The sequence below is a fragment of the Microbacterium binotii genome (assembly GCF_021398715.1).
Classification (GTDB): domain Bacteria; phylum Actinomycetota; class Actinomycetes; order Actinomycetales; family Microbacteriaceae; genus Microbacterium; species Microbacterium binotii_A.
The window spans coordinates 2,483,287-2,509,376 of sequence record NZ_CP090347.1; the positions used below are offsets into that span (position 1 = coordinate 2,483,287).

Annotated in this window: 23 protein-coding genes; 18 read left to right on the plus strand and 5 right to left on the minus strand. The window is 69.7% G+C overall.

Annotation, left to right across the window (positions count from 1 at the left end):
- The first annotated feature begins 226 nt into the window (after window positions 1-226).
- From sdhC to trpS, 7 genes are all read left to right on the plus strand, one after another.
- On the plus strand, window positions 227-661 hold the full coding sequence (gene sdhC, locus LXM64_RS12280; RefSeq protein WP_137416319.1) for a succinate dehydrogenase, cytochrome b556 subunit: 435 nt from the start codon (window positions 227-229) through the stop codon (window positions 659-661).
- Window positions 661-1,104 (plus strand): succinate dehydrogenase hydrophobic membrane anchor subunit, encoded by a 444-nt coding sequence (locus tag LXM64_RS12285; RefSeq protein ID WP_192900664.1) that lies wholly within the window; start codon window positions 661-663, stop codon window positions 1,102-1,104. Before sdhC ends, LXM64_RS12285 begins: the two co-directional genes overlap by 1 nt.
- 46 nt (window positions 1,105-1,150) lie before the next feature.
- Window positions 1,151-2,980, plus strand: a complete 1,830-nt coding sequence (gene sdhA / locus LXM64_RS12290) for a succinate dehydrogenase flavoprotein subunit (protein ID WP_137416318.1) — start codon at window positions 1,151-1,153, stop codon at window positions 2,978-2,980.
- Window positions 2,981-2,982: 2 nt separating this feature from the next.
- Entirely contained in the window at window positions 2,983-3,762 is a 780-nt protein-coding gene (locus LXM64_RS12295) for a succinate dehydrogenase iron-sulfur subunit (RefSeq protein WP_137416317.1), read from the plus strand.
- Between the two features lie 43 nt (window positions 3,763-3,805).
- The gene (locus LXM64_RS12300; protein WP_234073442.1) at window positions 3,806-5,032 is read left to right on the plus strand and encodes a YihY/virulence factor BrkB family protein; all 1,227 of its coding nucleotides are present in this window, start codon (window positions 3,806-3,808) and stop codon (window positions 5,030-5,032) included.
- A 107-nt stretch (window positions 5,033-5,139) separates the two neighbouring features.
- Window positions 5,140-5,988, plus strand: a complete 849-nt coding sequence (locus LXM64_RS12305; RefSeq protein WP_234073443.1) for an exodeoxyribonuclease III — start codon at window positions 5,140-5,142, stop codon at window positions 5,986-5,988.
- Between the two features lie 41 nt (window positions 5,989-6,029).
- Window positions 6,030-7,034 (plus strand): tryptophan--tRNA ligase, encoded by a 1,005-nt coding sequence (trpS, locus tag LXM64_RS12310; RefSeq protein WP_267955102.1) that lies wholly within the window; start codon window positions 6,030-6,032, stop codon window positions 7,032-7,034.
- 336 nt (window positions 7,035-7,370) lie between these two features.
- Here the strand turns inward: trpS and LXM64_RS12315 are convergent, their stop codons facing one another.
- Both LXM64_RS12315 and LXM64_RS12320 read right to left on the minus strand, forming a co-directional pair.
- Window positions 7,371-8,210, minus strand: a complete 840-nt coding sequence (locus LXM64_RS12315; protein ID WP_234073444.1) for a hypothetical protein — start codon at window positions 8,208-8,210, stop codon at window positions 7,371-7,373.
- Between the two features lie 407 nt (window positions 8,211-8,617).
- A complete protein-coding gene (locus tag LXM64_RS12320; RefSeq protein WP_234073445.1) occupies window positions 8,618-9,349 on the minus strand; it encodes a FadR/GntR family transcriptional regulator in 732 nt (243 codons plus the stop codon).
- Window positions 9,350-9,483: 134 nt separating this feature from the next.
- Here LXM64_RS12320 and LXM64_RS12325 point away from each other — a divergent pair, with 134 nt between their 5' ends.
- The 10 genes from LXM64_RS12325 (at window position 9,484) to LXM64_RS12370 (ending at window position 20,046) form a co-directional block, all read left to right on the plus strand.
- Window positions 9,484-10,740, plus strand: coding sequence for an alpha-hydroxy acid oxidase (locus LXM64_RS12325; protein ID WP_137416313.1), 1,257 nt, complete (start codon window positions 9,484-9,486; stop codon window positions 10,738-10,740).
- Between the two features lie 21 nt (window positions 10,741-10,761).
- Window positions 10,762-11,328 carry a GNAT family N-acetyltransferase gene (locus LXM64_RS12330; protein WP_234073446.1) on the plus strand — a complete coding sequence of 189 codons (567 nt, stop codon included), beginning with the start codon at window positions 10,762-10,764 and terminating at the stop codon, window positions 11,326-11,328.
- Between the two features lie 31 nt (window positions 11,329-11,359).
- On the plus strand, window positions 11,360-12,223 hold the full coding sequence (locus LXM64_RS12335; protein ID WP_234073447.1) for an Fpg/Nei family DNA glycosylase: 864 nt from the start codon (window positions 11,360-11,362) through the stop codon (window positions 12,221-12,223).
- A gap of 279 nt (window positions 12,224-12,502) precedes the next feature.
- A complete protein-coding gene (ribD, locus tag LXM64_RS12340; RefSeq protein ID WP_234073448.1) occupies window positions 12,503-13,558 on the plus strand; it encodes a bifunctional diaminohydroxyphosphoribosylaminopyrimidine deaminase/5-amino-6-(5-phosphoribosylamino)uracil reductase RibD in 1,056 nt (351 codons plus the stop codon).
- Window positions 13,558-14,187: a riboflavin synthase gene (locus tag LXM64_RS12345; RefSeq protein ID WP_234073449.1), complete on the plus strand. Its 630-nt coding sequence runs from the start codon at window positions 13,558-13,560 to the stop codon at window positions 14,185-14,187. Before ribD ends, LXM64_RS12345 begins: the two co-directional genes overlap by 1 nt.
- Window positions 14,184-15,455, plus strand: coding sequence for a GTP cyclohydrolase II (gene ribA / locus LXM64_RS12350; RefSeq protein WP_234073450.1), 1,272 nt, complete (start codon window positions 14,184-14,186; stop codon window positions 15,453-15,455). Before LXM64_RS12345 ends, ribA begins: the two co-directional genes overlap by 4 nt.
- Window positions 15,452-15,925 (plus strand): 6,7-dimethyl-8-ribityllumazine synthase, encoded by a 474-nt coding sequence (gene ribH / locus LXM64_RS12355; RefSeq protein WP_234073451.1) that lies wholly within the window; start codon window positions 15,452-15,454, stop codon window positions 15,923-15,925. The genes ribA and ribH overlap by 4 nt, the downstream gene beginning before the upstream one ends.
- Window positions 15,926-15,975: 50 nt before the next feature.
- On the plus strand, window positions 15,976-16,329 hold the full coding sequence (locus LXM64_RS12360; RefSeq protein ID WP_234073452.1) for a Fe-S protein: 354 nt from the start codon (window positions 15,976-15,978) through the stop codon (window positions 16,327-16,329).
- Between the two features lie 197 nt (window positions 16,330-16,526).
- Window positions 16,527-17,966 (plus strand): MFS transporter, encoded by a 1,440-nt coding sequence (locus LXM64_RS12365; protein ID WP_234073453.1) that lies wholly within the window; start codon window positions 16,527-16,529, stop codon window positions 17,964-17,966.
- A gap of 184 nt (window positions 17,967-18,150) precedes the next feature.
- A complete protein-coding gene (locus LXM64_RS12370) occupies window positions 18,151-20,046 on the plus strand; it encodes an ABC transporter ATP-binding protein (protein WP_234073454.1) in 1,896 nt (631 codons plus the stop codon).
- Between the two features lie 18 nt (window positions 20,047-20,064).
- Here LXM64_RS12370 and LXM64_RS12375 read toward each other — a convergent pair whose 3' ends face one another.
- Window positions 20,065-21,945, minus strand: a complete 1,881-nt coding sequence (locus LXM64_RS12375) for a phosphoenolpyruvate carboxykinase (GTP) (protein ID WP_234073455.1) — start codon at window positions 21,943-21,945, stop codon at window positions 20,065-20,067.
- 124 nt (window positions 21,946-22,069) lie between these two features.
- Here LXM64_RS12375 and LXM64_RS12380 point away from each other — a divergent pair, with 124 nt between their 5' ends.
- On the plus strand, window positions 22,070-23,506 hold the full coding sequence (locus tag LXM64_RS12380; RefSeq protein ID WP_234073456.1) for a helix-turn-helix domain-containing protein: 1,437 nt from the start codon (window positions 22,070-22,072) through the stop codon (window positions 23,504-23,506).
- Window positions 23,507-23,576: 70 nt separating this feature from the next.
- Here the strand turns inward: LXM64_RS12380 and LXM64_RS12385 are convergent, their stop codons facing one another.
- Window positions 23,577-24,863: an acyl-CoA dehydrogenase family protein gene (locus tag LXM64_RS12385; RefSeq protein WP_234073457.1), complete on the minus strand. Its 1,287-nt coding sequence runs from the start codon at window positions 24,861-24,863 to the stop codon at window positions 23,577-23,579.
- Window positions 24,860-26,086 (minus strand): acyl-CoA dehydrogenase family protein, encoded by a 1,227-nt coding sequence (locus tag LXM64_RS12390; protein WP_234073458.1) that lies wholly within the window; start codon window positions 26,084-26,086, stop codon window positions 24,860-24,862. Before LXM64_RS12390 ends, LXM64_RS12385 begins: the two co-directional genes overlap by 4 nt.
- Between the last annotated feature and the right edge of the window lie 4 nt (window positions 26,087-26,090).

Consider the following 26,090-nt stretch of genomic DNA (forward strand, 5'->3'; position numbering starts at 1 on the left):
GGCCACCCTATCCGTCGCGTATGTCGGGCGAATGTCGCCGCGAGGACGCGTCGCCGGCGAGCGCCGAGCGCCGATTTATCTCGACATCGAGATTGTTAGGTTCGCCTAAAGGGCGCCGTTGTGCTGCGGCGAATACACTGTCGGCAGCGCCCGCGTGACGCAGGGGACCAGCAAAAACCCCGAAGGGCAACGCCTGCCCCACCGTGTTCGATCAGGGAGGACGACCGTGGCTGCACCGGCACGCGTCACACCATCGCTCGCTCAGACGACGTCCAAGACGCCGCGAGGAACGCTGTACCGCGGCAACGAGGGCATGTGGTCCTGGGTGCTGCACCGCATCACGGGTGTGTCGATCTTCTTCTTCCTGCTCGTGCACGTGCTCGACACCGCCCTCATCCGCGTCTCCCCCGAGGCGTACGACGCGGTCATCGGCACATACAAGAATCCCGTGATGGGCATCGGCGAGGTCGTCCTCGTGGCCGCGATCGCCTACCACGCCTATAACGGTCTGCGCATCATCGTCGTCGACTTCTGGTCGAAGGGCGCGCGCTACCAGCGTCAGCTCTGGTGGGTCGTGCTGGGCCTGTGGGCCGTCACGATGCTGGGCTTCGCCCCCCGCCATCTCATGAACGTCTTCGCCGCGACGGGAGGCGGTCACTGATGAGCGCGACGATCGCCGATCCCCGCAGCCCTTTCTCCGCCCCGCGGCGCAAGGGCCCCAACCTCGAGAAGTGGGGCTGGGTGTACATGCGCGCCTCGGGCCTGGTGCTCGTGGTGCTGATCTTCGGACACCTCTTCGTCAACCTCATGACGGGCGACGGCATCCACCAGATCGACTTCGCCTTCGTCGCCGGCAAGCTCTCCTCGCCGTTCTGGCAGTGGTGGGATGTCGCGATGCTCTGGCTCGCCCTCATCCACGGCGGCAACGGCATGCGCACGATCGTCAACGACTACGTCACGCACGCCACCACCCGGCGCGTTCTCGTCTGGGCGATCTGGATCGTGTCGGGCTTCCTGATCCTGCTCGGCACGCTCGTCGTCTTCACCTTCGACCCCTGCCTCGGCGTGACCAGCGACAGCGTGATGTGGGAGGTGTGCCAGTAGGCACGCCGCATCCCACGGATCAGAACAGACAAGAGGAATCCCACCTGTGAGCACTCACTCCACCGCGGACACCGTCGTCAAGGACGGTGTCTACTACCACCAGTTCGACATCGTGATCGTCGGCGCCGGCGGCGCCGGGATGCGTGCGGCGATCGAGGCCGGCCCCGGCGCGAAGACCGCCGTCATCTCCAAGCTCTACCCGACCCGCTCGCACACGGGCGCCGCGCAGGGCGGTATGGCCGCGGCTCTGGCCAACGTCGAAGAGGACTCGTGGGAGTGGCACACCTTCGACACGATCAAGGGCGGCGACTACCTCGTCGACCAGGATGCGGCGGAGATCCTCGCCAAGGAGGCCATCGACGCGGTCATCGACCTCGAGAACATGGGCCTGCCCTTCAACCGCACCCCCGACGGCAAGATCGACCAGCGTCGATTCGGGGGCCACACCGCCGATCACGGCAAGAGCCCGGTCCGCCGCGCGTGTTACGCCGCTGACCGCACCGGCCACATGATCCTGCAGACGCTGTTCCAGAACTGCGTCAAGCTCGGGATCAACTTCTTCAACGAGTTCTACGTGCTCGATCTGGTCACGGTCGAAGACGGCGGCACCACCAAGGTCGCCGGCGTCGTCGCGTACGAGCTGGCCACCGGCGATCTGCACGTGTTCCAGTCGAAGGCCGTGGTGTTCGCCACCGGCGGCTTCGGCAAGATCTTCAAGACCACCTCCAACGCGCACACGCTCACCGGTGACGGCGTCGGCATCGTCTGGCGCAAGGGGCTCCCGCTCGAGGACATGGAGTTCTTCCAGTTCCATCCGACCGGCCTCGCCGGTCTCGGCATCCTTCTCACCGAGGGAGCACGAGGTGAGGGCGCCATCCTGCGCAACGCCTCGGGCGAGCGCTTCATGGAGCGCTACGCGCCGACCATCAAAGACCTCGCGCCGCGCGACATCGTCAGCCGGTGCATGGTGCAGGAGGTCGAGGAGGGTCGCGGCGCCGGGCCTCACAAGGACTACGTGCTCCTGGACTGCACCCACCTGGGCGCCGAGGTGCTCGAGACCAAGCTCCCCGACATCACCGAGTTCGCCCGCACCTACCTCGGTGTCGACCCTGTGGTCGAGCCCGTGCCGGTGATGCCGACGGCGCACTACGCGATGGGCGGCATCCCGACCAACATCGAGGCCGAGGTGCTCAGCGACAACGACACCGTCGTTCCCGGCCTCTATGCCGCGGGCGAGTGCGCGTGCGTCTCGGTGCACGGCTCCAACCGCCTCGGCACCAACTCCCTGCTCGACATCAACGTGTTCGGCAAGCGCGCCGGGCGCAACGCGGTGAAGTACGTCCAGAGCGGCGCGGAGTTCGTGCCGCTGCCTGACGACCCGGCCCGCGAGGTGCGCGAGATGATCGAGGGGCTGCGCAACAACCCCGGCACCGAGCGCATCGCCGTGCTGCGCAAGACGCTGCAGGACGAGATGGACCGCAAGGCCCAGGTGTTCCGCACCGACCAGTCCCTCGGCGAGGTCATGCTCGTCATCGCCGAGCTGCGCGAGCGGTACAAGAACATCCACGTCGACGACAAGGGCAAGCGGTACAACACCGATCTGCTCGAAGCCGTCGAGCTCGGCTTCCTCCTCGACATCGCCGAGGTCGTCGCCGTCGCCGCGCGCAACCGCAAGGAGAGCCGCGGCGGCCACATGCGCGACGACTACCCGACGCGCGACGACGAGAACTACATGAAGCACACGATGTCCTACCTGTCGGGCGATGCGCACTCCTCCCACCCGGAGGACCACATCCGTCTCGACTGGAAGCCGGTCGTCTTCACCAAGAACGAGGCCGGGGAACTGCGCTACCCGCCGCTGGAGAGGAAGTACTGAGCATGGCCGCCACCGCCATCGCCGAGACCACCACCGAGGCCCCCGAGGTGCAGGAGACCAACGACTCCGGCATCCAGGCGTTCCTGGTCACCTTCATCGTGCGCCGGTTCAACCCGGAGCTGGACGAGGAGCCGCGCTGGGTCGACTACGACGTGGAGGTGTACTCCACCGACCGCGTGCTCGACGCCCTGCACAAGATCAAGTGGGAGGTCGACGGTTCGCTCGCTTTCCGCCGCTCGTGTGCCCACGGCATCTGCGGCTCGGACGCCATGCGCATCAACGGCCGCAACCGCCTCGCCTGCAAGACGCTGATCAAGGACCTCGACATCTCGAAGCCGATCTACGTCGAGGCGATCAAGGGTCTGCCGCTGGAGAAGGACCTCATCGTCGACATGGAGCCCTTCTTCGCGTCCTACCGCGAAGTGCAGCCGTTCCTCATCGCGAACTCCACGCCCGAGAAGGGCAAGGAGCGCGTGCAGTCGATCGTCGACCGCGAGCGCTTCGACGACACCACGAAGTGCATCCTCTGCGCGGCGTGCACCTCCTCGTGCCCCGTGTTCTGGACCGACGGCCAGTACTTCGGCCCCGCCGCGATCGTGAACGCGCACCGTTTCATCTTCGACTCGCGCGACGACGCCGGCGACGTGCGTCTGGACATCCTCAACGACAAGGAGGGCGTGTGGCGCTGCCGCACCACCTTCAACTGCACCGAGGCATGCCCGCGCGGCATCCAGGTGACCAAGGCGATCGCCGAGGTCAAGCAGGCGGTCCTGCGCGGCTGAGCGGATGCGGAGTCCCACTCCCCGATCTCGCTAGGGTGAGGGCGTGAGGCGAGCTGCGGAGAACGACGCCGACGTGCGATTCGTGCTGCCTCAAGACGAGAGCTCCCTGCGGGAGCGGTGGGATTCGGCGCAGGCGAACCTGCGCGAACGTCTGGATGAACCGATCGAGAAGGCAACGGCGCTGACCCGTCGCACCCTCGCCTGGTTCCCCATCCGCGTCTGGCGGCACTTCCTCCAGCACAACGGGTTCCTGCTGGCCGCGGGCGTCAGCTACCAGTCGCTGTTCGCGATCTTCGCCGGCATCTATCTCGCTGCCGCTGCGGTCGGGCTCTGGTTGGGCGGCGACGACGCGGCGGTGCACCAGCTGATCGACATCGTCAACAGCTACATCCCCGCCCTCATCAGCGAGAACGGTCTCGTCAAGCCGAGCCAGGTGGAGGCCGTCGCCTCGCAGAGCAGCGGCGGCCTGCTGCCGGTGACCGGAGCCATTGCACTCGTGGTGGTCATCTGGACGGCCATCGGGTTCATCACCTACACCCGCCGCGCGGTGCGCGACACGTTCGGCCTGCCCTTCGACTCCCGCAGCTACCTGGTGCTCAAGGCCCGCGATCTCCTGGCGGCCGCACTGTTCGGCATCGCACTGCTGGCCGGCTGGGTGCTCGTGCAGATCACGACGTGGGCACTGGATCTGCTGGCGAGCATCCTCCAGTGGCAGCCGGACTCCTCGTGGTCGACGATCCTCGCGCGGGCGCTCAGCCTCGTGGTCGCGTTCCTCGTCAACGCCGTCGCGCTCGCCCTGCTCTTCCGTTTCCTGACCGGCACGTCGCTGCGCTGGCGGCGGATCTGGCCCGGGTCGATCCTCGGCGGCGCGGCACTCGCCCTGCTGCAGGTGGGCGCGGGGCTCCTCCTGCGCTACACGCCGAGCAACCCGCTCATCGCGACCTTCGCCATCTTCATCGGCTTCCTCCTGTGGTTCCGCATCACCGGCATCGTGATCCTCGTGGCGGCGGCGTGGATCGCGGTCTCCACCTCCGACCGCGACCTGCCGCTGGTCGAGCTCAGCGACGCCGAGCGGGAACGGCTCGAACGGCGCGCGCTGCGTATCGCCGCCCACGTGCGTCTGCGCGAGGCGAAGAAGGCCCTCGCCTCGGCGCCGTGGTGGCGCAGGCCACGTCTGGCGCGTGCCGTGAAACAGGCCCGACGGGATGTGGCGGCGCTCGGCCGCGACGAGACCGACACCGCCGCCCGCCTGCGCGACCTGCTCGACTGACCGGCGTGTGGCCGACGTCGCCACGCACGTCACCTCGAGCAGGTTCGCGGGGCGGTACGGCTGCGCAGACCGGTCGCATGTCGGTGGTGCCGGATACGCTGAAAGGCGTGTCACGAACCCTCCGCATCGCCTCTGTCAACGTCAATGGAATCCGCGCCGCGGTCAGAAACGGCATGGCCGGCTGGCTCGACAGTGCGGGGGTCGATGTCCTGACGCTCCAGGAGGTGCGCGCCGAGCTCACCCACCTCGAGAGCGCGCTGCCGGGCTGGGAGCTCGTGCACGACGAGTCGCTGAGCAAGGGGCGCTCCGGGGTGGCGGTGGCCAGCCGCATCCCGATCACCGCATCCCGCATCGAGCTCGGTGACGAGGGCGTCGACTCGCGCGGCCGCTGGATCGAGGCCGACGTCGAGGTCGACGGCGAGCAGCTCACGGTTGTCAGCGCCTACGTGCACTCCGGCGAAGACGGCACGCCCCGCCAGGACGCGAAGTACGGATTCCTCGACGCGATGAGTGTCCGTCTCGGCGAGCTGGCGCAGGACGATGCGCTGGCGCTGGTGACCGGCGATCTCAACGTCGGGCACCGCCCGCTCGACATCAAGAACTGGCGCGGCAATCAGAAGAAGGCGGGATTCCTCCCCCGCGAGCGCTCGTACTTCGACCGCTTCTTCGGCGATGCCGGGGCTCTCGTGACAGGCGTCGACGGAGTCGAAGGCATCGGGCTCGGCTGGGTGGATGTCGGGCGCCGTTTCGCCGGTGAGGTCGACGGCCCGTACACGTGGTGGTCCAACCGCGGACAGGCGTTCGACAACGACACGGGCTGGCGCATCGACTACCACATGGCCACTCCCGCCCTCGCGACGCGCGTCGCCGACTACCGGGTCGCGCGGGCCGCATCCTATGCCGAACGGTGGAGCGACCACGCGCCCGTGGTGGCCGACTACCGTCTGGGCGTCTGAGAGGCGACGGCGCACCGCATCCGGGTCCGTAGAATCGACGGGTGAGCAAAGCGCGCCTGTACTCCGGAATGCAGCCTTCGGCCGACTCCCTCCAGATCGGCAACTACATCGGGGCCCTGCTGCAGTGGCGCGACCTGCAGGAGTCCTACGACGCGTTCTTCTCCGTCGTCGACCTCCATGCGCTCACGCAGCCGAACGACCCGGCAGAGCTCCGTGCGAAGACCCGGCGCACCGCCGCCCAGTACATCGCCGCCGGTATCGAGCCGTCGAAGTCGGCGCTGTACGTGCAGTCGCACGTTCCCGCGCACGCCGAGCTGGCATGGGTCCTGTCGACGATCACCGGCTTCGGTGAGGCGGGGCGCATGACGCAGTTCAAGGACAAGTCGCAGCGGTACGGCAGCGACGCGACCAACGTGGGCCTTTTCACCTACCCCGTGCTGATGGCGGCCGACATCCTGCTGTACCAGACCAACGTGGTGCCCGTCGGCGACGACCAGAAGCAGCACGTCGAGCTGACCCGCGACCTGGCCGAGCGCTTCAACGCGCGGTACGGCGAGACCTTCACCGTGCCGACCCCCGTGATCCGACAGGACACGGCCCGCATCTACGACCTGCAGAATCCGACCTCGAAGATGTCGAAGTCGGCGGAGTCCGACGCGGGTGTGCTGTGGCTGCTCGACGACCCGGCGGTCAACGCGAAGAAGATCATGCGCGCGGTGACCGACTCCGAAGGCGTCGTGCGGTACGACCGCGAGACCAAGCCCGGCGTGTCGAACCTGCTCGTGATCTTCGCCGCCCTCACGGGCCGGCAGATCCCCTCGATCGAGGACGAGTTCGCGGGCCGCGGCTACGGCGACTTCAAGAAGGCGCTGGCGGAGGTCGTCGTGTCGGAGTTCGGCCCGGTGCGCGAGCGCGCCCTGGCCATGCTCGACGACCCCGCCGAACTCGACCGCGCCCTGGCCGTCAATGCGCAGAAGGCCTCGGCCGTCGCTGAGCAGACCCTCGGCGACGTCTACGACCGCATCGGCCTCCTCCGCCGCAGCTGACCCCTGCCGCCCCACCCGGGCGGCCGTGTGGTCCGCTGGCCCGAACTCCTGCAGAACCGCCCCGCAGGCCCGGCCCGACCGGCGAAAGCGACGGATTGCAGGAGTTCGGGCCGACGGCGGCGAGCCCCGGGTAACCGGAGTGGGCACGCGCTCGTCGCCGCATGCCCAGCGCCGTGATGGCCGCATCCGGTCCGAACTCCTGCAGAACGGCGCCGCGGGCCCGGCTGGACCGGCGAAAGCGACGGATTGCAGGAGTTCGGACACCTCACGCCGTCGAGCGGCGGATGCGGGCGACGACACAGTCACCCGCGGCCACCGCACCACGAGGAATGGCGTTCAGTCGCTCGCTCTGCTGCGACCCCCGCCCCGCCGACGAGCGAGTACCGCGCGGAGGGCGGCGCGCACCGCATCCGGACGGTGGAAGATGTCCTCCGCCAGGATGCGGATCGTCACGTAACCCAGCTCGGCCGCAGCGAGGTCGCGGCGCCGGTCTCTGATCTGTTGCGAGAGGTCGCCGTGGAACGCGCGGCTGTCACACTCCACGATGAGCCAACCGTCGACGAGCAGATCCACCCTCCCCACGCCCGGAAGGCTGACCTGCAGCGCAGGACGGTATCCCAAACTCCGCAGCATCAACCGCACGAGCGTCTCTGAGCCCGCTTCGGCCCGCGCGTCGATGAGCTTGCGCAGTGATCGGTAGCGCCGCGGAAGTCGGTCGAAGACGGCGTCGAGATCGACCGCGTCGATCAAGCCCAGGTGCAACGCGCTGTCGAGACTCGCGACGGCGACCCGGGGCGACTGACAGCGACACGCCTGAGCGAGCGCCTCCACCAGATCGGCTTGGAGATCCCCGCGGGCGCACGTGGACTCACGCCAATGCGCCCGGATACCGCGGTGACGACGCGGCAGGCGCGAGTCCGTACGGTCGAACTGCAAATGGGTTTCATCAGGAGACAGGGTGAAAACACCCAGAGCGCCCAGCAGTGACACGCAGTCGAGACGGCCGCCCCAGCGGGCAGCGAGGAGGTGCGACTCATGCAGACCGCCCCAGACGTACCGACCCCGTCGCACCCGGATGAGGTCGCCGCAGTCGAGCGCGTGCCGAATCGTCGCACGGGTGTAGCCACGGAGGCGAAGCTCCGCGGTGCGCAGGTATGACGGCGAGGCCAGCAGCATGCCGACAGCCTCACGGAGCTGACAGACCCATCCGCGAGAAGAGGAGCCGGCGCGAGCAACTCGCCGTGAGCCTCGGCCGGTGGAGGACTCTCCCAGCGCGGAGCCGAATCGATCGCAGAGCCCGCTCGGCCCGAACTCCTGCAAAACCCTCCGCGCGGGGCCGGCGGGAGCAGCGGACGCCCGATGTGCAGGAGTCCGGTACGCAGCAGTGGAGCGGAAGGAACGGCGGCACCGAACGCGCACCCGTTAGGAGCCCGCTGGGCCCGAACTCCTGCAAAACCCTCCGCGCGGGGCCGGCGGGAGGAGCCGACGCCCGATGTGCAGGAGTTCGGGTCGCGATCCGGCGCCGCGAGCGATGCGTGCCCGACCAGGCCGGTAGACGTGGCGGGGGTAGGACGTGGCGGGGGTCAGCCGCCGGCGAGGGCGTCGACGGCGAAGCGGATGTGGCGCTCTGCGAGGTCGGCGGCGGCGGCACCGTCGTGCCGCTCGATGGCGTCGAGCAGCTCGACGTGCTGCGTGTGCAGGATCGCGGCCAGTCCCTCCCAGTCCCGGTAGTCCCGGAGGGCATCGAGGATGCGGCTGCTCAGCGACTCCCGGATCGCCACGGTCATCGAGGCGACGAGCCTGTTACCGCCGGCCTGTGCGATCGCGACGTGGAAGGCCGTGTCGGTGTCGTTGTACTCCGCAGGGCCGAGCCCGGCGACGGCGCCCGCGTCGAGCGCCGTGCGGATCGCGGCGATGGCCTCGGCATCCGCGTTCCGCGCGGCGAGTTCGGCGCTCGATCGTTCGAGCACGATGCGTGCCTCGATGACGTCGGGATAGGGGTAGTTCGCGAGAGCGGCGTGCAGCCGAAGGAATCGGGTCAGCGCGGCGTCCGGCAGCGCAGCCACGAACGTGCCCGCGTCTGCGCCCGCACCGACCTGGGCGCGCAGAACGCCCTGCCCCTCGAGGACGCGCACGGCCTCGCGGACGCCCGCGCGGCTCACGCCCAGACGTGCGGCGAGCTCGCGCTCCGAGGGGAGCGGGTCATCGACCTGCAGCGACCCCGACATGATCTGGTCCTCGATGGCCTGGATGACGAGTTCGTGCGCGCGACTGCGCTGCACGGGTGCCCATTCCGGGGTGCGCTGATCTGTCACCGGAGTATCCTCTCGCCTTCGAGCCGAACGCACCCGGCGGGTTGACGTCGCCGAGGCCGGGGTCTACTGTACCGCAGAGGTCAGACCAATCGATACGCCCTCTGCGCCGCGTACTCCCACCTCGAAGGACGATCATGAGTCCCGTCAGCCGACAGCTCCCCGATCCGCGCGAACTGCTCGAGCTCATGCAGTTCAAGACACCCGATCTGAACGCCAAGCGTCGCCGCCTCTCCGCAGCGCTGACGATCGACGACCTGCGCCGCATCGCGAAGCGCCGCACCCCGAAGGCCGCCTTCGACTACACCGACGGTGCGGCGGATGCCGAGATCTCGCTGCAGAGGGCTCGCCAGGCGTTCCGCGACATCGAGTTCCACCCCTCGATCCTGCGCGACGTGTCGCGGGTCGACACCAGCACGATGATCTTCGGCGGTCCCTCCGCGCTCCCGTTCGGCATCGCACCGACCGGCTTCACGCGCCTCATGCAGACCGAGGGCGAATACGCCGGCGCCGCTGCCGCCGGTGCCGCCGGCATCCCCTTCACCCTCTCGACGCTCGGAACGACCTCGATCGAGAACGTGAAGGCCACCAACCCGAACGGCCGCAACTGGTTCCAGCTCTACGTCATGCGCGACCGGGACATCTCCTATGGCCTCGTCGAACGGGCGGCCAAGGCGGGCTTCGACACCCTGTTCTTCACCGTCGACACCCCCGTCGCGGGTGCGCGTCTGCGCGACAAGCGCAACGGGTTCTCCATCCCGCCGCAGCTGAGCATCGGCACGATCGTCAATGCGATCCCCCGCCCCTGGTGGTGGTTCGACTTCCTCACCACGCCCAAGCTCGAGTTCGCGTCGCTGACCACCACGGGCGGCACCGTCGGCGAACTGCTCAACAACGCGATGGACCCGTCCATCTCCTTCGAGGACCTCGACATCATCCGTTCGCTCTGGCCCGGGAAGATCGTCATCAAGGGCGTGCAGAACGTCCCGGATGCGCGCAAACTCGTCGATCTGGGCGTCGACGGCCTCGTTCTGTCCAACCACGGCGGGCGCCAGCTCGACCGCGCCCCGATTCCCTTCCATCTGCTGCCTGACGTCGTGCGCGAGGTCGGACGGGACACCGAGATCGCGATCGACACGGGCATCATGGACGGCGCCGACATCGTCGCCTCGATTGCGATGGGGGCGAAGTTCACCCTCATCGGCCGCGCGTACCTCTACGGCCTCATGGCCGGCGGGCGGGCGGGCGTCGACCGGGCGATCGCCATCCTCGCCGAACAGGTCGAGCGCACGATGAAGCTGCTCCAGGTGAGCGAGCTCGCCGAGCTGACACCGGCTCACGTGACCCAGTTGCAGCGTCTCGCACCGCGCGCGACAAGCGACGTAAGGGTCTGACGCGCACGGTAGCGTGACGGAATGCTGCCCGTCACCCTTCGCACCGCGCGGCTCGAGCTGTCGGTGCCGACCGCATCCGACGCTCCGGCCATCTACGACGCGTGCCAGGATCCTGCCATCGGGCACTTCACGACCGTCCCCTCGCCGTACCTGCGCGCGTACGCCGACGAGTTCGTGGCGCAGACGGCCGAGCGCTGGGACGACTTTTCGGACGCCACGTGGGCCATCCGTCGCGACGGCGCACTGTCGGGGATGATCGGCCTGCACCATCTGCAGGAGACCGGATCGGCGGAGCTCGGTTTCTGGGTGGCGGCCGAGGCGCGCGGTCAGGGCATCGTGCGGGAGGCGTCGGAGGCCGTCATCGACTGGGGCTTCTCGACCGACGCGCTCGCGCTCGAGCGTCTGGAGTGGCGCGCCGCCGTGGGGAACACGGCATCCGCTCGGGCGGCTCGGGCACTGGGCTTCCGGTTCGAGGGGACTCTGCGCCGAGCTCTGCGCAACGGCCACGGCGAGCGCAGCGACGGCTGGATCGCGAGCCTGCTCGCGACGGATGATCGCACGCCGCAGGAGTGGCCGATAGCCCTCTGACGCCGTCGGCGGTGCGTGGCAGGATGTCGCCATGCCCGAGATGCCGGAGGTCCAGGGACTCGTCGACTTCCTCGGCGCGCGCCTGACCGCTCTGGAGATCACTCAGGCACGGGTCAGCGCGATCTCGGCGCTGAAGACCTACGACCCGCCGATCGACGCCCTCGTCGGTGCCCACGTCGCATCGGTCGCCCGCCGCGGCAAGTTCGTCGACATCGCGACGGATGCCGGAGCGCACCTCGTGTTCCATCTCGCGAAGGCGGGCTGGCTGCGCTGGCACGACACCCTGCCGACGACAGTGATCAAACCGGGCCGCTCCCCCATCGCACTGCGGGTGGGCTTCGCCGACGGTTCGGGGTTCGATCTGACCGAAGCGGGAACCAAGAAGTCGCTCGCCGTGTGGGTGGTGCGCGACCCCGCTGATGTCCCCGGCGTCGCCCGGCTCGGTCCGGACCCGCTGGAGCCCGCCTTCACGCGCGACGCCCTGGCGGCGCTTCTCGCGGGACGCCGCACGCAGATCAAGGGGGTCCTGCGGGATCAATCGATCATCGCCGGGATCGGCAACGCCTACTCCGACGAGATTCTCCATGTCGCCCGGCTCTCGCCGTACGCGTTGGCAGCCACGCTCGACGCCGCCGAGATCGACACCCTGCACACCGCGACGATCGACACGCTGCGCGATGCGGTCGAGGCCGCATCCGGCAGGCCTCCCGCCGAGCTGAAAGACGCGAAGCGGCGCGGGATGCGGGTGCACGGCCGCAAGGGCGAGGCGTGCCCCGTGTGCGGCGACATCGTGCGGTCGGTGTTCTTCGCCGACAACTCGCTCGAGTACTGCGCCACGTGCCAGACCGGCGGCAAGGTACTGGCGGATCGGCGGCTGTCGCGTCTGCTGAAATGAGCGGCGTGACGGTGCATGTCCGGGAATGAAACGGACCATCCGGCGTTGACTAGACTCAGTGCAGAACGTGCTCCGGGGTCGGTGAGAATCCGAACCGGCGGTGACAGTCCGCGAGCGTGATCCTCCGTGAGGAGGGGATCGCCGATCCGGTGGAACTCCGGGACCGACGGTGATGCGACGCAGGTCGCGAGTCCGGATGGGAGGCGCACGAGCGCTCAGCGGTGTGTCCGCGAGCGCCGCGACGGCTACCCGGAGCCCGCCGATCAGGAGGCCCGAGACATGCCGGTGAGCGAGACCGAGGAACGCGCGATGGCGCGAGCGCTGGAGCTTGCCCGGCGAGGCCCCGTCGGCGTGAACCCGCAGGTGGGCGCTGTGCTCCTCTCCCCCGACGGCGACGTGATCGCCGAGGGCTGGCACCACGGCGCCGGAACGGCCCACGCCGAGGTCGACGCGCTGTCTCAGGCGGACCCGGATGCGGTGCGCGGCGCGACCGCCGTGGTCACCCTGGAGCCGTGCAACCACACCGGCCGGACCGGCCCGTGCGCACTCGCGCTCATCGAGGCGGGTGTCGCCCGGGTCGTCTACGCGATGAGCGATCCCACCCCGACCGCATCCGGCGGCGCCGAGCGCTTGCGCGCGGCCGGCGTCGAGACCGAGTCCGGCGTGCTCGCGGACGAGGCGCAGGAACTGCTCGCCTCGTGGGCGGAAGCGCAGCGACTGGGGCGGCCGCACGTCACCCTGAAGTGGGCGCAGAGTCTCGACGGCCGCGCGGCGGCAGCAGACGGCTCCAGCCAGTGGATCACCGGCCCCGAGGCTCGCGAGGACGTGCATCGTCGGCGCGCGGGTGCCGACGCGATCATGGCCGGCACCGGCACCGTCCTCGCGGACGACCCGGCGCTGACCGCACGCACACCCGACGGCGAACTACGGCCGACGCAGCCGCGACCCGTCGTGGTCGGCGAACGCGACATCCCCGCCGACGCCGCCGTGCGCCACCATCCGAAAGAGCCCTGGCATCTGCGCACGCGCGATCTGCACGAGGTCCTGGCCACCCTGCACGAACGCGGTATCCAACGGGTGTTCGTGGAAGGTGGCCCCCACCTGCAGAGCGCTCTGCTGCGGGAGGGCCTCGTGGACGAACTGCTCACCTACGTCGCCCCGGTGCTCCTCGGCGGCGACCGCGTCGCCCTCGACGACCTCGGCGTCGCCGACATCTCCCAGGCGCGCCGCCTGCAGCTGATCGAGACCCGCCGGCTCGGCGACGATCTGCTGCTCATCTCGCGGCCCGCCGCATCCGCAGAAGAATCCGCCTCCGATCGAGAAGGAGCCCACTGATGTTCACCGGGATCGTGGAAGAGATCGGCACCGTCACGCACACGGAGCCCTCGGGCGACGGCGTGCGCCTGACGGTCACCGCCCCTCGAGCGGTATCGGATGCGGCGCATGGCGACTCGATCTCCGTCTCGGGCGTGTGCCTCACGGTCATCGATCAGGGCGAGGACTGGTTCACCGCCGACGTCATGCGCCAGACGCTCGACGTCACCGCGATCGGCGGTGTCGTCGCGGGAACGCCCGTCAACATCGAGCGCGCGACGGCCGCCGGCGGACGCCTGGGCGGCCACATCGTGCAGGGCCACGTCGACGGCACGGGCCGCGTGCTGGAGGTGCGCCCCGGCACCGAGTGGCGGGTCATCCGTATCTCGCTGCCCCGAGACCTGGCCCCGCTCGTGGTCGACAAGGGATCGATCGCCCTCGACGGCGTCTCCCTCACGGTCAGCGCCGCGAGCGACCCGTCGGCCGAAGACGCCTGGTTCGAGGTGTCGCTGATCCCCGAGACCCTCGCCGCCACCACCCTCGGCGAGCGTGTCGCGGGCGACGTCGTCAACCTGGAGACCGACATCCTCGCGCGCCACGTGCAGCGACTGCTGGCCTTCGCCCCCGCAACGGAAGGTGGCTCGCGATGAGTCTGAGTTCCATTCCCGAGGCCCTGCAGGCCCTCGCCGCCGGTCGCCCGGTGATCGTCGCCGACGACGAGAACCGTGAGAACGAGGGCGACGTGATCCTCTCCGCCCAGCTCGCGACCCCCGAGTGGATCGCGTGGACGGTGCGCTGGTCGAGCGGCTTCATCTGCGCGCCCATGCCCGCGGAGTGGGCGGACCGGCTCGATCTTCCCCCCATGGTCGAGGTGAACCAGGATGCGCGCGGCACCGCGTACACCGTGAGCGTCGACGCCGCATCCGGCGTCACGACGGGTATCAGCGCCGCAGACCGGGCGCACACGCTGAACGTGCTGGCGGATCCCGCCTCCGCCCCCTCCTCGGTGAACCGGCCGGGCCACATCCTGCCGCTGCGCGCGGTGGACGGCGGTGTGCGCGAGCGCGGCGGCCACACCGAGGCGGCTGTCGACCTCATGCGCCTGGCGGGGCTCGAGCCCGTCGGCGCGATCGCGGAGATCGTCGACGAGGACGGCAGCATGATGCGCCTTCCCGGTCTCATGGCCCTCGGCGAGCGCGATGGCATCCCCGTCATCACGATCGAACAGCTCGTCGGCTACCTCGACGAGGTGGACCCGCGCGAGGAGCCCTCGGCCGCTGCGTCGCACCGTCGGCGCGTGAGCCTGCGCGCCGAGGCGACGGTGCCCACCTCGCACGGCGAGTTCCGCTTCCTGGCCTACAAGGACCGCGTGACGGGCACCGATCACCTGGCCGTCGTCAAGGGAGAGCTGGACGACGCGCCCCTCGTGCGCGTGCACTCCGAGTGCTTGACCGGCGAGGCGTTCGGTTCGCTCAAGTGCGAGTGCGGCCCGCAACTGGATGCGGCGCTCGACCGCATCGAGAAGGACGGCGGCGTCGTGGTGTACATGCGCGGCCACGAGGGCCGCGGCATCGGTCTCATCAACAAGCTGCGCGCGTACAACCTGCAGGAGCGGGGCCTCGACACGGTCGATGCCAACCTGGCGCTCGGCCTGCCCGCCGATGCGCGCGACTACGCCGCGGCCGCCGGCATCCTGGCCGACCTCGGCGTCGAGCGCGTGCGGCTGCTGACCAACAACACCGACAAGGTCACGCAGCTTCGCGCCCTCGGCCTCGACGTCGTCGAGCAGGTTCCGCTGCTCGTGGGCGTCGGCCCCAACAACCACCAGTACCTCGCCACCAAGCGCGACCGGATGGGACACATCATCGCGGACGAGGACCTCACCGAAGCGCTCGCGCAGATGAAGGAGAACCGATGAGCGGCCACGGCGCCCCCCAGCAGACCGAGATCGACGCCCGGGGCCTTCGTGTCGTCATCGTCGCCGGCACCTGGCACGAGACGATCAGCGACGGACTGATCGCCGGCGCGGAGCGGGTGCTCGCGGCATCCGGCGCCGACTACTCGCTCGTGCGGGTCGCGGGCTCCTTCGAGCTCCCCGTCGTCGCCAAGGCGGCGTTGGAGTCCGGCGCCGACGGGGTCATCGCCCTCGGCGTCATCATCCGCGGCGGCACGCCCCACTTCGAGTTCGTCTCCTCCGCGGCCACCGACGGCCTGACCCGCGTCGCTCTCGACACCGGCAAGCCGGTCGGCTTCGGGGTGCTGACCCTCGACGACGAGAAGCAGGGACTCGATCGCGCGGGGCTCTCGGGCTCGAAGGAGGACAAGGGCGCGGAGGCGGCGGATGCGGCGCTGCGCACGGCCCTCACGCTGCGCGAGATCCGCGGCTGAACGACCGCGGAGCACCAACCTTCAGTAATACATAAGGTATGGTGGCGGGCATGGAGATCCTGCGTCACATCGTCGTCCTCGTGCACCTCGTCGGCTTCGCCATCCTCTTCGGAGCATGGGTCGTGGAAGCTGCCAGCCGCCGCATCCGCGTCACCCGGCTCATGAGCCTGGGCATGACCATCGCCGCGGTCGCCGGCCTCGCCCTCGCCGCACCGTGGGGCATCGAGTACGAGCTGAACTACGTCAAGATCGGCGTGAAGCTCGTCGTGCTGCTGGTCATCGCCGCGCTTCTGGGCATCGGTTCGGCCCGTCAGCGCCGCACCGGCTCGCTGCCCGCCGCGATCTTCTGGCCGATCGGCATCCTCACCCTGGCCAACGCCGCCATCGCCGTCCTCTGGCGCTGAGAGGTTCGCGTCCCGGCCCGCCACGGCGCCGGGACGCGAACCTGGGCGTAAGCTGGATGTTCGTGCGCCGGCCACACCGCCGACGCCCCGGTGACCCAGCGATGTGACGCCCGGTGCACCACCCCCGCCCGAGCACTCGCCGCCGGCGCGTTCCCACGAGGACGCCTCTCGCTCTTCCGACAGGTCTGTCCTCCCCCATGTCTTCTGCCACCGCAACGGCTCCCGCGAACTCCCGCGCCCGCGTCATCACCGCGAGCCTCGTGGGAACCACCATCGAGTTCTACGACTTCTACGCCTACGCGACCGCTGCCGTCCTCGTCTTCCCGATCCTCTTCTTCCCGACCGGAGACGACACCACCTCGCTGCTCGCCTCGTTCGGTGTCTTCGGCGCGGCGATGGTCGCACGCCCGATCGGGGCGTTCGTCTTCGGCCACTTCGGCGACCGCTTCGGCCGCAAGGCGACGCTCGTCGCCTCGCTGCTCACGATGGGTGTGGCGACCTTCCTCATCGGATGCCTGCCGACGTATCAGGTGGTCGGGTGGTGGGCGGCGCTGCTGCTGCTCGTGCTGCGTCTGGCGCAGGGCTTCGCGCTCGGCGGCGAGTGGTCGGGGGCGGCGCTGGTCGCGACGGAGAACGCTCCGAAGGGCAAGCGGGCCTGGTACGGCACCTTCCCGCAGCTCGGTGCGCCGATCGGCTTCATCATCGCGAACACCATCTTCCTCGCGATCAACTTCGCACTCCCGCATCCCGACGGGACCGCGCAGCGCTCCGAGGCGTTCCTGGCCTGGGGATGGCGCGTGCCGTTCCTGTTCTCGGCCGTCATGGTGATCATCGGCCTCTGGGTGCGCCTGCGCCTGGTCGAGTCCGACACGTTCCAGAAGGCGGAGAAGAAGGGCGCGCTGCGCAAGTTCCCCCTCGGCGAGGTCATCCGCGGCCACTGGCGTCCCCTCATCCTGGGCACGTTCATCATGCTCGCGACCTACGTGCTGTTCTATCTCATGACGAACTTCACCCTGACCTACGGCACCAAGCCGACCCTCGCGGGGGCGGAGGCGGCCGCACAGGCATCGGGCACGGCGTTCGACGCCGGCGTGTACGTCGCGGGTCAGGGCTTCGGGTACATCGACTTCGTGATCATGCAGATCATCGGCGTCGTCTTCTTCGGCATCTTCACGCTCCTGTCGGGACCGGTCGCCGATGCCATCGGACGCCGGAAGCTCCTCATCTGGATCACGGCGGCCATCATCGTGTTCGGGCTCACGTTCAACCTGTTCCTGCTGCCCATGACCGACCCGAAGTTCACGGGCGCGCTCACGCAGGCCTTCCTCGTGTTCGGGTTCATGCTCATGGGCGCGACCTTCGGGCCGATGGGGGCGCTGCTGCCGGAGCTGTTCCCGACGAACGTGCGCTACACCGGCTCCGCGATCTCGTACAACGTCGCCTCGATCCTCGGTGCGGCCGTCGCACCGTCGATCGCGCTCGGGCTGTGGACCGCCGCCGGTGGTCAGCCCTGGCTCGTGGGCCTGTACCTGTCGGGGTCGGCGGTGCTGACGCTGATCGCCCTGATCCTGTCCAAGGAGACACGCGACATCGACTACGACGAGAACCTCGGTCTCGGAGAGACCGCTTCGCTGTAGCCGCCGCATCCGGGTCCCTCTCCCTCCGCTTTCCTTCCCGCGAGACTGCACTTCCGTCACGAGATCACGGGTAAACCCCGTGACCTCGTTCGAGAGATGCAGTCTCGCGGTGCTTGCGGCGGCGACCAGGGTTGGCGAGCGGAGGTACGGTCGAGGGAGGAACTCCCGCCGATCGAGGTCACCCATGTCCAGCCCCGCTCCCGCCCGCCGCAGTCCCTTCGCGCGTCCCAAGAAGGACGACGGACCGCGCGCCAGCCTGCGCCAGTTGCTCCCGTTCCTCTTCGAGCACAAACGGGTGCTGGTGGTGGTCACCGTGCTGAGCATCGTGGCCGCGGTCACGACGCTCGGTCAGCCGCTGCTGGTGGGCGAGCTGATCGCCCGCGTGCAGGCGAACGAAGGCCTCGGGCTGCTCGTCTGGGGACTGGTCGCGCTCGTCGTCGGCTCGTCGCTGGTGTCCGGCTATCAGCATTACCTGCTGCAGCGCACCGGAACCGCGGTCGTCTTCTCGAGCCGGCGACGGCTGATCGCCCGCATCCTTCACCTGCCGATCCGCGAGTTCGACGCCCGGCGCACCGGCGACCTCGTCTCGCGAGTCGGAACCGACACCACGCTGCTTTACGCGGTGCTCACGCAGGGACTCGCCGATTCGGTGGGCAACGTGCTGATCTTCGTCGGCGCGGTCATCGCCATGCTGCTGATCGACCCGCTGCTGCTCCTGCTCATCCTCGTCGTCATCGGCGCCTCGATCGCGGTGGTCGGTGTGCTCAGCGGACGCATCCGGCGCGCGACCCGCGAGCAGCAGGAGACGGTGGGCGAGCTCGCCTCCGGCGTGGAGCGAGCCGTCGGGTCGATCCGCACCGTGCGCGCCGCCGGTGCCGGCGACCGCGAGCAGGCAAGTCTCGAAGGCGTCGCCGAGCGCGCGTACGGCAGCGGCGTGCGCGTTGCGAAGGCCTCGGCGCTCGTGGTGCCCGTCGCCGGTGTCGCGCTCCAGCTCTCGCTTCTCGTCGTCCTGGGCGTCGGCGGCTTCCGTGTCGCCTCGGGCGCGATCACGATCGCGAGCCTCGTCACCTTCGTGATGTTCCTCTTCTTCCTCGTGCAGCCGTTGGGCTCCTTCTTCGGCGCGATCACATCCGTCAGCCAGGCACTGGGCGCGCTCGGCCGCATCCAGGAGGTCCTTGACCTGCCGACCGAGACGCAGGACGACGCGCAGATCGCCGCCCACGCCACCCCGACGACGGATGCGGACGCCGCCGACATCGCGGTGGAGTTCCGCGATGTGCACTTCCGTTATCCGGCGGCCGTCGCCGCCGCGCGCGCCAAGACCGAGGCGGAGGCGCGAGCGCTTCTCGAGGTGGCCCGCGTGGACACGTCGGCCCTGGAGGCCGGCGCGGACGAAGCCGGCGACGTGCTGCGCGGCGTCTCGCTGCGCGTGCCGCGGGGCTCGCGGGTCGCCCTGGTGGGCCCGTCGGGCGCGGGCAAGAGCACGACGCTCGCCCTCATCGAGCGCTTCTACGACCCGACCGCGGGCGCCATCCTGCTCGGCGGTCGCGACATCCGGACTCTCGATCGCGGGGAACTGCGCGCGCAACTGGGCTACGTGGAGCAGGATGCCCCGACGCTCGCGGGCACGCTCGGCGACAACCTGCGTCTGGCGTCCCCCGATGCGAGCGACGAGGCGTGCGAGGCCGTGCTGCGCGCGGTGAACCTCGGCGAGGTGCTGGACCGTTCCCCCGAGGGCCTCGCCGCGCCGGTAGGTGAAGGCGGTGTGATGCTCTCCGGCGGTGAGCGTCAGCGCCTGGCGATCGCCCGCGCGCTGCTGGCGGCTCCCCCCATCCTGCTCCTGGACGAATCGACCTCATCGCTGGACGGATTGAACGAGCAGCGGATGCGGGAGGCGATCGACGCCGTCGCCGAGGGGCGTACCCTCATCGTGATCGCGCACCGGCTGTCGACCGTCGTCGACAGCGACCTCATCGTCGTGATGGATCACGGCCGGGTCGTCGGCGCGGGCACGCATTCCGAGCTCGTCGCCGAGGTGCCGCTGTATCGCGACCTCGCCAAGCACCAGCTCCTGGTCTGACGTCCGCGGGATGGGTCGTCAGACCCGTGCGAGGCGGTAGCGCAGGGAGGCGAGCTCGGCGCGCAGAGCCGAGGGGATGCGGTCACCGAAGGTGTCGAAGAACTCCTCCGTCAGCTTCGCCTCCGCGAGCCACGACTCGGCGTCGATCGCGAACAGCTCCGCCAGATCCGCATCCGTGACGTCGGTCCCCTTGAGGTTGAGGTCCTCGGGGCGCGGCAGCCGGCCGATCGGGCTGGGCTCGGCCGGCACCTCGGACTCCAGGCGACGCACGATCCACTCCAGCACCCGCACGTTGTCACCGAAGCCGGGCCAGAGGAACCGGCCGTCGGCGCCGCGGCGGAACCAGTTCACCTGGAACACGCGGGGCGCACGGTCGAAGCGCAGTGACCCGCCGACCTTGATCCAGTGGGCGAAGTAGTCGGCCATGTTGTAGCCACAGAACGGCAGCATCGCGAAGGGGTCGCGGCGCAGCTCTCCGACGGTCCCCTCGGCGGCGGCCGTCCGCTCGGAGGAGATCGTCGCGCCGAGGAACACACCGTGCGCCCAGTCCGTGGCCTCGACGACGAGCGGCACGTTGGTGGCGCGGCGACCACCGAACAGGATGGCGTCCAGCGGCACGCCCTCCGGCGTCTCCCAGTCATCCGCGACCTGCGGGCACTGTGCGGCAGCGACGGTGAAGCGCGAGTTCGGATGCGCGGCGGGTCGACCCGAGGCGGGGGTCCAGGGGTTCCCCTCCCAGTCGATGAGCTCGGCGGGGGCCTCGTCGGTCAGGCCCTCCCACCACACGTCGCCATCGGGGCGCAGCGCCACGTTCGTGAAGATCGTGTTGCCCCACAGCGTCTCCACCGCCGTGGCGTTGGTCGACTCGCCCGTGCCCGGCGCGACGCCGAAGAAGCCTGCTTCGGGGTTGATCGCCCACAGGCGTCCGTCTTCGCCCGGCCGCAGCCACGCGATGTCGTCGCCGAGGGTCTCGACGCGCCATCCCGGGATGGTGGGGCGCAGCATCGCGAGGTTCGTCTTACCGCACGCCGACGGGAACGCCGCGGCGACGTGGTAGCGCTTGCCCTCGGGGCTGATGACTCGGATGAGCAGCATGTGCTCGGCGAGCCAGCCCTCGTTGCGTCCGATGACCGAGGCGATGCGCAGCGCGAAGCACTTCTTCGCGAGGATCGCGTTGCCGCCGTAGCCCGACCCGTACGAGTAGACCTCGAGCGTGTCCGGGAAGTGGACGATGTACTTGTCGTCGTTGCAGGGCCACGCGACGTCGGCCTGGCCGGGCGCCAGCGGAGCGCCCACGGAGTGCACGGTGCGCACCCAGTCGGCGCCGTCCGCGATCTGCTGCAGGACGGCGGATCCGACGCGCGTCATGATGTTGATCGACACGACAGCGTAGGGCGAGTCCGTCACCTGCACGCCGATGTGCGAGAGCGGGCCGCCGACGGTGCCCATCGAGAACGGCACGACGTACATCGTCCGGCCGCGCATGGAGCCCGCGAACAACGCGTCGAGCCGGGTGCGCATCGCGTCGGGCTCCGCCCAGTTGTTCGTGGGGCCCGCGTCCTCCTCCTTCTCGGAGGCGATGAACGTCCGCCCCTCGGTGCGGGCGACGTCGCTCGGGTGGGAGCGAGCGAGGTACGAGCCCGGACGCCATTCGGGGTTGAGCTTGATGAGAGAGCCCGCATCCACCATCGATCGCAGCAGCATGTCGTTCTCGGCCTGCGATCCGTCGACCCAGTGGATGCGGTCGGGCTGGGTGAGGGCGGCGATCTCGTCGACCCACCGGGTCAGCGCGGCCATACCGGGTCCGGATGCGGTCGGCTGAGCACCGTAGGACGTCGCCGTGCGTGCGGTGGTAGGGCGCGTGGGGGCGCTCGAGGTGTAGCTCTCAGCAAGGGCCATGATCACTCCAGTCGACATCAGCGGCGTTCAGAACGTGGGTTCCCTGCAAGAATGACGCCCCGGCATCCTCGTTTTCAGAGATCGAATCTCGAAAGAGTTCGATTTCTTTCGCTATTCTCAAAACATGCCTTCGACGACCATCGAGCTGGCCACGCTCGGCCACCGCATCCGTCACTTCCGCACGGCGGCGGGGCTCACTCTCGACGAGCTCGGGGCTGCGGTGGGGGTGGCCGGCAGCCACCTCAGCCTCATCGAGAACGGCAAGCGCGAGCCGAAGCTTTCGCTGCTCCAGGAGATCGCGGCGGCCACAGGCACCCAGCTGGCGGAGCTGCTGTCCACCGAGCCGCCGAACCGGCGTGCGGCGCTGGAGATCGAGCTCGAGCGCGCACAGAGCTCCCACGCGTTCCGGCAGCTGGGTCTGCCGCCGATCCGGGTCACGAAGGCGTTGAGCGACGAGACGATCGAGACCGTGCTGGGCCTGCACCGCGAGTTGCAGCGCCGAGAACGCGAGGCCATCGCGACGCCCGAGGAGGCCCGGCGCGCCAACACGGACATGCGGCTGCGCATGCGGGAGATGAACAACCACCTCCCCGACATCGAGAAGCTCGCCGAGAAGCAGCTCAAGTCGGCGGGGCACACCTCGGGCGCCCTGACGCACCGCACGGTGAGCATCATGGCCGAGCAGCTGGGCTTCGAGCTGATCTACGCGGGCGACCTGCCCGCATCCACGCGGTCGATCACCGACCTCGAGAACGGGCGCATCTACCTGCCGCCGGCGTCCATTCCCGGCGGCCACGGCCTGCGCTCGATGGCGCTGCAGGCGATGGCGCACCGGCTGCTGGGGCACCAGCCACCCCGTGACTACGCCGAGTTCCTGCAGCAGCGCCTGGAGATCAACTACTACGCAGCGGCCTGCCTCATGCCGCCGGCACCCGCCGTGGCCTTCCTGCAGCAGGCGAAGAAGGACCGCAACCTCGCCGTGGAGGACTTCCGCGACGCGTTCGGGGTGACGCACGAGGCCGCCGGGATGCGGATGACGAACCTGCTGACCGAGCACATCGGCATCCGTCTGCACTTCCTGCGGGTCGCCGGCGACGGCGCCATCTCACGCGTCTACGAGAACGACGGCCTCCCGCTGCCGATGGATGTGACGGGAGCGGTCGAAGGACAGATCGTGTGCCGCAAGTTCGCCGCCCGTGCGGCGTTCGCGGAGCAGAACCGCACGACCGAGCACTACCAGTACACCGACACCCCCTCGGGCACCTTCTGGTGCTCGACGCAGACCGGCACGACCCAGGACGGCGAGTTCTCGATCACGGTGGGCGTGCCGTTCGACGACGCGAAGTGGTTCCGCGGCCGGGAGACGGCGAAGCGGGCGAGTTCGCAGTGCCCCGACGAGTCGTGCTGCCGCCGCCCGTCGAGCCAGGCCGCCGAACGCTGGCAGGGTCGCGCGTGGCCCAGCGCCCGCGTGCACATGCAGATGTTCACGCCGCTGCCGCGCGGCGCCTTCCCGGGCGTCGACGATAGCGAGGTCTACGACTTCCTCGACCGGCACGCCTGACCCACCGCGCGAGCGAGTATCCGTTCGCCGAGCGCGCACTCAATGGGGTGCTCGCTCGGCGAACGGGTGCTCACTCGGCCGGGGACGGCGTGCCGACCGCCCAGAGCGCCTGCGGCAACCGATCGTGCAGCACCCACTCACCCACCCAGCGGTTCTTGTACAGCACCGGATTGTGGCTGGAGACGGTGCGGGCGTTTCGCCAGTGCCGGTCGAGGTGCGCGCCGCGCGCCGTGGCCGAGGCGCCGAGGGTGTCGAACAGGCGTGAGGTGAGCTGCTGCACCCCGCCGGTCGCGAAGGACTGCGCCTGCGCGGCTCGGATCTCCGCGAGCCCCGCGAGCCGACGCGCACGGTCGAGGGCCACCTCGTCGTCGGGCGAATCGCGCGCGGCGAGCGCGGCCCCGTAGGCGTCCTCGACCGCCTCGGCGACGGCTGCGACACTCGCATCCACGGCGAACGCGGATGCGGCGAGCTCCCCCAGCAGGGCCTGGATCTGCGCGTCGTCCTGCACCCGGGCGGCGGTGCCGTGGCTGTAGACGCGGGACCGCGCGCGCACCGCGGCGGCCGCGTCGGCGACGGATGCGTGCGCGATGCCGGCGAGCACGGCCAGCAGCACGAGCTGGTACAGACCGGTCTGGTACGCGAACCGTTCGGCGACCGGCAGGACGTCCGCGGGATCCACGATGGCGTCCTCGAAGATGATCGTCCCCGTTCCGGTGAGGCGCTGGCCGAATCCGTCCCAGTCGTCGATCACCGTGACACCCGGCTGGTCGAGTCGCACGAGCGCGGCGACGTCCACGCCGTCGGAGAGGCGGTGGGCGACGGTGTCGGTCCACTCGGCGAAGATGCTGCCGGTCGTGTAGAACTTGCGGCCGTTCAGCCGCAGGATGCCGTTCGCGTCCGTCGAGAGCTCCGCGCTCGCCCGTGACGTGGTCGAGCCGGCGGCCTCGCTCCAGGAGTTGCCGCTGATCTCACCCGCCGCGATGCGGTCGACCCACCGCGTGGCGAAACCCGCATCGGTCGTCGTCAGCGCCTGCTCGACGAGCGCGACATGACCGCGCAGGATCTGCGGGATGTTGGCGTCGGCCGCGGCGACGGCCACGAGCAGCCGTGTGAAGGCGGGCCAGTCCAGCCCCAGTCCGCCGTCGGCGAGGGGGAGGCGGGCACGTCCGAGCCCCGCCTCGCGAAGGGCGGCCACGGCGTCGCGGGGAAGCTCGCGCGCGAGATCGCGCTCTCCGGCGCCGTCGGCCACGGCGTCGAGGATCGGACGGAAGCGCGCCTCGATGTCTGCGGGCAACCGCGCCCAGAGCTGGTCGTCGATGTGGGTGCGGACCTGGGCCGCCACGGATGCGGTGCTCATGTGTAGAGGGAGATCGGCTGGACGACGCCGGTGAGGAAGTGCGCCCCCACCTCGAGCTTCTTGTAGTCGACCGGGTCGTGGAGGGAGTGGGTGCGGATGTTGCGCCAGTGCAGGTCGAGGCCGACGCGGTTGGCCGTCGAGCTCGTTCCCGTGGCCTCGAAGGCGCGGTGGGCGACGTCGGTCGCGGTGTCGCTGGCGACGACCTTCAGCTGCGCGATCTCGATCGCGATCTCCGCGCGGTCCTCGGCCGTGACGTCGGCACCCCGGGAGATGACCTCGTCGAAGCGGCGGTTCACGCGGTCGGCCAACGCCTCGACCGCTGCGGTGCGCGAGACGAGCTCGCCGTACAGCCGCCGTACGAAGGGATCGTCGCTGTAGGTCTGAACACCCGAGAGGAACCAGGAGTTGGGCCTGGCGTTGGTCAGCTCGCGCGCCTGCGCCAGAGCCCCCTGCGCGATCCCGAGGTAGAGGTTTCCGAACACGAGCTGGATGGCGGGTGTCACGAAGCTCTGGATCGGTTCGTCCGTCCCGAAGCCGAGCACGTGCTCGGGCTCCACCCGCACATCCCGGTAGGTGACGGTGTTGCTCGCCGACAGACGCTGGCCGAGGTTGTCCCAGTCGTCGACGAGCTCGACACCGGGGTGCCCGTAGGGCAGCACGAGGAACGCGAAAGCGCCCGCATCCGGGCCGTCCTCGACGACGGCATTGATCAGGAGCGCCTCTCCGACGCCCGACCCGGTCGAGTACCGCTTGAAGCCGTTGAGTCGGTAGCCGTCGCCATCGACCGTCAGAGTGAGATTCGGGTCGACGGGGTTCACCGAGTCGCCCCAGACCCAGCGTCCGGCGATCGTGGCACGGAACCAGCGCTCACGCTCGTCCGCGGGCGCGACGAGGGCGATGTTGGCCTCGTTCACGTAGTGGTATCCGAGCACCTGCGCGATGGAGGCATCGGCGCGCGCGAGGATGCGCACCGCGCGGAACGCGCTCTCCCAGTGCGCTCCGCCGCCCCCGTACTCCGCGGGGTCGAGCAGGGTCGTCAGGCCCGCGTCCTTGAGAAGCCGCGCTTCGGCGAAGGGCTGGGCGTTCGCGCGGTCGCGGGCGAGCGCGTCGAGGGCGAGTCGCTCGGCGACGGATGCGGCGACCGCATCCCAGTGCGCGAGCTCGGCCGCATCCGCGGTGCCGTGGAAATGGGTGCGGCCGGGGGCCAGAGTCTGTGTCGTCATGGCT

What these genes read in the sequence shown, in the direction of transcription:
- LXM64_RS12285 (WP_192900664.1), top strand. Translation starts at nt 661, where the DNA reads ATGAGCGCGACGATCGCCGATCCCCGCAGCCCTTTCTCCGCCCCGCGG.
- LXM64_RS12295 (WP_137416317.1), top strand. Translation starts at nt 2,983, where the DNA reads ATGGCCGCCACCGCCATCGCCGAGACCACCACCGAGGCCCCCGAGGTG.
- LXM64_RS12315 (WP_234073444.1), bottom strand. Translation starts at nt 8,210, where the DNA reads ATGCTGCTGGCCTCGCCGTCATACCTGCGCACCGCGGAGCTTCGCCTC.
- LXM64_RS12325 (WP_137416313.1), top strand. Translation starts at nt 9,484, where the DNA reads ATGAGTCCCGTCAGCCGACAGCTCCCCGATCCGCGCGAACTGCTCGAG.
- LXM64_RS12330 (WP_234073446.1), top strand. Translation starts at nt 10,762, where the DNA reads ATGCTGCCCGTCACCCTTCGCACCGCGCGGCTCGAGCTGTCGGTGCCG.
- LXM64_RS12335 (WP_234073447.1), top strand. Translation starts at nt 11,360, where the DNA reads ATGCCCGAGATGCCGGAGGTCCAGGGACTCGTCGACTTCCTCGGCGCG.
- ribD (WP_234073448.1), top strand. Translation starts at nt 12,503, where the DNA reads ATGCCGGTGAGCGAGACCGAGGAACGCGCGATGGCGCGAGCGCTGGAG.
- LXM64_RS12345 (WP_234073449.1), top strand. Translation starts at nt 13,558, where the DNA reads ATGTTCACCGGGATCGTGGAAGAGATCGGCACCGTCACGCACACGGAG.
- ribA (WP_234073450.1), top strand. Translation starts at nt 14,184, where the DNA reads ATGAGTCTGAGTTCCATTCCCGAGGCCCTGCAGGCCCTCGCCGCCGGT.
- ribH (WP_234073451.1), top strand. Translation starts at nt 15,452, where the DNA reads ATGAGCGGCCACGGCGCCCCCCAGCAGACCGAGATCGACGCCCGGGGC.
- LXM64_RS12360 (WP_234073452.1), top strand. Translation starts at nt 15,976, where the DNA reads ATGGAGATCCTGCGTCACATCGTCGTCCTCGTGCACCTCGTCGGCTTC.
- LXM64_RS12365 (WP_234073453.1), top strand. Translation starts at nt 16,527, where the DNA reads ATGTCTTCTGCCACCGCAACGGCTCCCGCGAACTCCCGCGCCCGCGTC.
- LXM64_RS12370 (WP_234073454.1), top strand. Translation starts at nt 18,151, where the DNA reads ATGTCCAGCCCCGCTCCCGCCCGCCGCAGTCCCTTCGCGCGTCCCAAG.
- LXM64_RS12375 (WP_234073455.1), bottom strand. Translation starts at nt 21,945, where the DNA reads ATGGCCCTTGCTGAGAGCTACACCTCGAGCGCCCCCACGCGCCCTACC.
- LXM64_RS12380 (WP_234073456.1), top strand. Translation starts at nt 22,070, where the DNA reads ATGCCTTCGACGACCATCGAGCTGGCCACGCTCGGCCACCGCATCCGT.
- LXM64_RS12385 (WP_234073457.1), bottom strand. Translation starts at nt 24,863, where the DNA reads ATGAGCACCGCATCCGTGGCGGCCCAGGTCCGCACCCACATCGACGAC.
- LXM64_RS12390 (WP_234073458.1), bottom strand. Translation starts at nt 26,086, where the DNA reads ATGACGACACAGACTCTGGCCCCCGGCCGCACCCATTTCCACGGCACC.